A 4,717-nucleotide genomic window follows, 5' to 3' on the forward strand; every position below is an offset into this window, starting at 1 on the left:
TATTAATGACTATGGAATCATTACAATACTCGATCAACGTATTTATACGTCAAATAAATATGGTAAAAAAATACAAGAATTATTAGAAGGACATGGTTATGTATTAACAAGATCTTGGAGTAAAGTAGTTTCATTTTATATAAATAAATTAGAAAAAGGAGCAGAGGCAGAATACCAACCATACAGCAGAAATTTAATTAAAATGGGTAATATCTTGGGGCGAACTAAGGAAAAGAAAAAAACAAAAAGTCATACAGATTCACCTAAAAAGATTACACAAAAACAAAAGTTATTCTTAGAAAAGGTATGTAAAAATGCTGGATTTATGGTGGATTTTAAAGGAGACACAGTACCTATATTTAAAAGAGTATGTCTGAGCCTTTTCTTAGCAAAACTGCCGTTCACTAAAATAATAGAAGATTTCCCCTATAGAGATTTGGATGAAAGGTTTATACTAGAGACTTATTTAGAAAATTTGAAAACAAAAAGGACAGTTGAAGAAATTCATCGTTTTATGGTATCTGATCTAAAGATAGAAAAAGAAATATCACCAAACAAACTAAATAAAGAGCAAAGAGCCTTTTTACAGGAGCTTATAGCACACGAAAGTTTAAGAACTTCTATAACACGGAAAAACGTAAATGATGCATACCAAGCAGTCTACAATGAATTGTACAGTGAATGGAAAGATGTATTGTACTTAAAAGAGAAATTTCCTTATCGCGATGAAATAGAAAAGCTAGCACTCTCTACTTATCATGGCGGGAATAGAAAAACTGCATATCCTATGTGTACAAAACTAGGTTGCAATGGAGATTGTAATGAAGAACAACATATGAAGATAAAAAATTATTTAATGAATAAATATGGCGCTACAAATGTGTCTTATATGAAAGTAAATAAAGGATATAGGATACGTATTGAACCAACAAAAATATTAGAACAAGATGAATTTTTCCCAGAAGAACTGTTACAAAGAAGTAAACTTACCAACGTAACATAAAGTGTCTCATAAAAAATGTTTATAACTATTGAACAATAATTAGTAACTAAAAAGACATGTTCTATATATGAAAATACCTTTTATTAACATAAAATCAATGCATCGTCAATTCTAAAAAGTCCTTTCAAAAAATTTGAAAGGACTTTTTTAAATTCCACAATCAAACTTTATTGGTAGGTGTGGATCTCTATCGTGAAATCGGAATGAAAGGGATTTATTGTAAAAATCTTTATACACAAGAGGTTTTTGGTTATTTTGAAGATTCTACGTATTAAAATATACAAAATCCAATTAATAAATTTCAAGTATGGCTAAGTTACATCTTTGAAATGAAAAAACTAGATTTTGAACCTTGTCATAAGGTAATATTTTTGAGGACATTTTTTATAAAAGGGGTCACCATACATGCCCATCAACTTAAGAACAAAAATAAAATGAACTTTCGTTCAAATAAACTAAAAAACTCTTAAAACAGTTTTTGTCCTTAAAAATAAGCATGCTAAATAAACCTAATTAGGTATTGTTTTTAAAAGTTATGCGACTTTCTTTTGTTTTCTAAATCCACTATACTCATAGATAACACCCATAATATCAAAGACAGTTCTCTTCTCATATCTATGAGATTTCCGGCCATTTTTCTTTAGTAGGGTAAACAGGCGGATAAAAATCTTTGTTATTGCTTGGGTGTTTTTCTGTGTTGCTTGAAATAACAGAAATAGATGATCTTGAATCATCCCAATTGCTTTATATTCACTTAGTTCTCTTTTCTTCTTTTGCAACAAAAGTTGACGCATCTTAAACATGGTAGAGGAACATAGGAAAATCGCGATGAGCTTTCCATACACATGGCATTCTAAACGCTCTTGTTTAATATTTTGCCAGTGATGAATTTGAAATAAGGATTTCCACGTTTTAAAGATGATTTCTATTTGCCATCGGAGGGAGTAAAAGTCATGTATTTGTTCCATCGGAACAATCTCCCAAGGAGTATTCGTAACATATATGTTTATCCCAGTTAATCGTTTGCTTTTCTCTGAATATGTAATCCCTTTTTTACTTTCTGTATAGCTTTGTTTTGTTCTACGCTCCTGCAATTGTTTTTCTGTTAATCGATAGATAACCACTCTTGTGAATAGTTTTTGTTCCTTTCCAATATACGCTTCTTTTATTTCATACGTTTGTCCTGGTTTTAACGTGTTCATCAGGTGTTCTAAATCAACTTGGATATACTGTGATTGTTTTTTTACTGTCCCATTTTGAAAGTATTCGGGAGATGGATTTTTCATATACACCGTATGGTTTAATTTCAGCCTTGATATATAGTACACACCACGTTGATCCATTTGATCTAAGTCTTCCAATGAAAAATAACCTAGATCACGAATACATAAATCTCCTGGTCGTAAGGTAACTAAACATTCCGTACCAAAAGTTTTATCATTATTCTTTCCTGGTCCTACTTGAAAGTTTAGAAACTGTCCGCTGTGTAAGTCGTATTCTAATTGAATTTTTATACCGGCTGTTTGTGCACAACCACCTGACCCAGGATATGCATGAGCTAAATGTTTCGGCACTTGGAAAATCGTCGCATCTAAAATACGAATTCGCTGAAAATACATGAGTGCTGCACTTGAAATGGCTGATGTTTTACAAAGTTTACTTTTCCATAATACAGAAAATATATATTTCAAAAATTCAACCGCTTTTTTATCAAAGCGTTTATTGAGTCCTTCTGGACTCATAAGAGTGCCTGTAGCTGCGTGTAATTGACTGCATAGTCGAATGAGAGAATCACTCGCTGTGCGTTGACTTACCCAAATACATATGGCCGCTAATTCATTTCCTGAAAACTTTCGTTTTCTTTTTACAAAACCTAATTCTTTTGCGAGTTCTTCCAAAAGAGAAGGGGTTAAATGACTATACAGCTCTTCAGAAAATAGTTGTAGTTCATCTTGAATCGAAAGATTCATAAAAAACGTCATCCTTTCTAGTTAGTTTTGTAGAAAGAATAACGTTTTTTGACAATTGGGGGTAGTAAAATTTCTTAAGTTGATGGGCATGGGGTCACCATATCAAAAAAAGAAAATTGTACGTTTAGACACAATTTGGACACAAATTAACCGATTCCCTGTACGTTAAGGAATCGGTTATTCAATTTATCATTTTTTTATAGAGTTTTTCTCTCGTAATGGTCTTAGGTTATTGAAGCTTGCTTTTTGGTTTAAATTCCAAACATAATCACCTGTCAACGTAATATGTTCCCATCCAAGTGGAGATATATGTTGTAAATATTCTTCGGGAATGTCCACGCCTTTTGCACGTAATGCATCTACTGCACGTGATATATATACCGTATTCCATAATACGATTGCTAAAATAAGAAGTTGCAAACCACTTGCTCTATGTAATTGATCCTCATAAGAACGATCACGAATTTCACCTAATCGGTTAAAAAATACAGCTCGAGCAAGTGCGTGTTTTGCTTCACCTTTATTTAAACCAACCTGAACACGTCTTCTAAGTTCAGGACTCTGCAACCATTCTAATGTATATAAAGTTCTTTCAATCCTACCTATCTCACGCAACGTTACGGATAAGCTATTTTGCCTTGGATAGGCTGCAAGCTTTTTAAGAATAAGAGAAGCTGTGACTGTTCCATTACGAACAGAACTAGTTAATCGTAATAAATCATCCCAATTTTCTCTTATTTTCTTTGTATGAATTGTTCCACCAATCATAAACTCTAGATGTGGTTGATTTAAGGGCTTTTCAAACGTATAAATTTTATTTTTGCTAAACGTTTTAATTCTAGGAGCAAATCGAAACCCTAACATATGACACATGGCAAAGACATGATCTACAAATCCTGCTGCATCCGTATAATGTTCTTCGATTTCCAAATCTGTTTCATGATACAATAGGCCATCAATAATATGTGGCGCTTCTTCTGAAGAACTAATAACTTGTACATAAAATGGAGCGTATTGATCTGAGATATGGGTATAAAAACTTAATCCTGGATCCCTACCATGCTTTGCATTTACTTGTGCTAACGGACTAGACTGCCCACCAGCTCTAAAGAATTGTCCATCAGAAGATGAAGTCGAACCATCTCCCCAATGAGAAGAGAATGGATATTTATGCTGAAAATCAGTGATTGCTCCAAGAGCTTTGGAGTAATTTTCATCTCTTATATACCAATCTGATATCCAAGCTAATTGTGTATAAGATATATTTGGACATGCATCTGCCATCTTTGAAAGACCAAGATTAATTCCATCAGCCAAAATAGCTGCGAATAATACAGATTTATCCTTTGGCTCAGTTTGGGTATGAAGATGAACAAAATGTTTACTAAAATGGGTCCAGCTATCTACTTCTACCAATAGATCTGTTAATTTAATGCGCGGCAATACACTATAAATAAGTCTAGTTAGATCTTCGACCTCATCCGGAATCATTTTCTTTAAAGATGCAATTTGTATTTTATCTGCATAGATTTCAACATCTGGCAATAATTGATTTTGAATCAAATGATTTACCTTAGTGAGTTGCTCTTCCATTAACTCAAATCGTTCCTGTAAATACTGATCTATGTTGGTTGGAATTGTTAGTGGAACTTGATGTTTCTCCTTTAATTCTTTCCATTTTTCTTGAGGTAAAAGATATTCTTCAAAATCCTTATATTGTCTACTTCCTACAACCCACATGTCC

General features: G+C 32.8%; 2 protein-coding genes and 1 pseudogene. 1 reads left to right on the forward strand and 2 read right to left on the reverse strand.

What is annotated here, in order from left to right; translation table 11 throughout:
• Window positions 1–1,003, forward strand: a pseudogene (locus ACY191_RS06980) (ATP-dependent DNA helicase); the annotation flags it as partial.
• A gap of 533 nt (window positions 1,004–1,536) precedes the next feature.
• Here ACY191_RS06980 and ACY191_RS06985 read toward each other — a convergent pair.
• Both ACY191_RS06985 and ACY191_RS06990 read right to left on the reverse strand, forming a co-directional pair.
• Window positions 1,537–2,973, reverse strand: coding sequence for an IS4 family transposase (locus tag ACY191_RS06985; RefSeq protein ID WP_440037366.1), 1,437 nt, complete (start codon window positions 2,971–2,973; stop codon window positions 1,537–1,539).
• Window positions 2,974–3,162: 189 nt separating this feature from the next.
• On the reverse strand, window positions 3,163–4,717 hold a 1,555-nt coding region (locus tag ACY191_RS06990; protein WP_463269988.1), incomplete at its 5' end, for a Tn3 family transposase.

It is taken from the genome of Staphylococcus sp. TCBT05, from assembly GCF_055179755.1.

What these genes read in the sequence shown, in the direction of transcription:
- ACY191_RS06985 (WP_440037366.1), bottom strand. Translation starts at nt 2,973, where the DNA reads ATGAATCTTTCGATTCAAGATGAACTACAACTATTTTCTGAAGAGCTG.